Source organism: Hydrotalea sp. AMD (genome assembly GCF_004100315.1).
Taxonomy (GTDB): domain Bacteria; phylum Bacteroidota; class Bacteroidia; order Chitinophagales; family Chitinophagaceae; genus Hydrotalea; species Hydrotalea flava.
In genome coordinates, this window is record NZ_SCKY01000079.1 from 1 (window position 1) to 1,694 (window position 1,694).

The 1,694-nt window shown below is 38.5% G+C and carries 2 protein-coding genes; one reads left to right on the plus strand and one right to left on the minus strand.

Annotation, left to right across the window (positions count from 1 at the left end):
- Positions 1–269, plus strand: a 269-nt coding sequence (locus EO766_RS18095) for a hypothetical protein (RefSeq protein WP_218837002.1), incomplete at its 5' end; no start/stop codon positions are given.
- Here EO766_RS18095 and EO766_RS18100 read toward each other — a convergent pair.
- On the minus strand, positions 202–1,694 hold a 1,493-nt coding region (locus tag EO766_RS18100; RefSeq protein WP_287101784.1), incomplete at its 5' end, for an ATP-dependent nuclease. The genes EO766_RS18095 and EO766_RS18100 overlap by 68 nt on opposite strands.

Sequence of the window (1,694 nt, forward strand, 5' to 3'; positions counted from 1 at the left end):
AACGATCACGGCTTGGCGATGTGGTGGTGTTTGAAAATCGTCAGCCGGTAACCGCAGTTAAATTTAAAAATAAAAGTTCATTGTTTATTCTATTGATCGGCGTTATTCATCGGCTGGAACTGAAGCCGAATAACGAACAAAACGTTGAGAATATATTCGTCGCGCCGCCATATTGCCAAACCGCCTGTTGCACGCAGGCGGTCACAAATTTAGTGCTGTCCGAATATCTGTATAAATCTGTTGCACGGGATTTGTCTGATAATAAATAGGGATGTCACGCAATGCTGTCTCTTTTTTGAATTTTTGAGTAACTCCAAATAGTCCTTCAAGTCCGGGACGTTGTACAAAAAGGTTAGCGGTTGGTAAAACGGTAAGGATGTCCGCAGTTGTAGCGGCTGTTGTCGCATTGCCAGGGTCTTCGTCAACAAGTGCGAAACACTCAATTTGAAATCTATTCAGAATTTCTACCATCGGCTTTATGCCTGAAATACTTCCACATTCTACTACGGACACATTCGCCTTATCTAAATCAACAGTCATTGTTTCAAATGCTGACTTCACCGCAATTTTATCTGCAGGTCCTTCTACAAGAACTACTTTAGATGCAAAAAACACTTCGTTTAATTCATCATCAAATTTTGAAGCGGCTTTGATTGCGTCGAAGTTTGGTATGCTTCCATTAAAACCATTTACGGTAGTGTCTCCAGAATCTTTTTTTACTAGCTTGATATATTGATAGTCGGCTATGTTTACAAAACTACGCTCGTGGGTTGTATAAAATATTTGCACATTATGCGTTGAAAGTTCTTTTAGGAGTTTATAAAAATGTCGGCAAGCATGCGGGTGCAGAAAAAGTTCAGGCTCTTCAATAGCAAGAATAATAGGAAGATTTGTTACAGTTGCATACGTTCGTGCTATCGCGATAGCAACAGCACTTTGAACTCCAGCACCTTCTTCATCAACATCGACCTCAAGCCCATTCGCGTCTGTTATTCTGGGTCTTAGTTCCTTTAAAAGCATTGTAGGGTCAATAATTGACATTCTCAGATTAATTTGTTTGCCCGTTTGCTCTCGTACATAATTTTGCAAATGCTGCTCCGCAGTTGTAATGTATGGGTTAAGATTAGTTGTGTAAGTATTAGTTATGTCCTGCAAAAAGGCAGTCTTATGTTGTGGTTGAATTGAGTTAGCAATGAATTTCAAGAGTTTCCCGTAAATAGTCCATTGTGTAGGTTTTATTTGTTGGTAAGAAAGTCTATCCAATGTGATATACATTAAACTTACTTCCTCTCTCATTTCATTTGTGACTTTTTTTTCTCTACCGTTGAAATATGTCAATGGCTGATGATTGTAACCTAAAGCAATATAGTTTGCTTCAACTCCGTCGCACTGAAGTCTAAAACCATAAACTTGGTTGTCACATGCAAGTCCTTGTGAAAAATACAGGTCTATTAGTATGTGGTTAGCCTTATTTTTTTGATAATAGTCACAGTCGTCAAAAGACTTAATTGTTGCATAAGTAGAGCCTATGACCAAATTAAGAGCTCTTAAAATGTTTGATTTACCAGAACTGTTTGCCCCGATAAAAGCGTTAATGTCGTCCAATGGCAAGTCAAGAGATTGAATTGAACGATAATTTTCAATGATTAGTCTTTGTAACATATGGTGGGGTTGTCTGTAGCTTGCGTGCAACG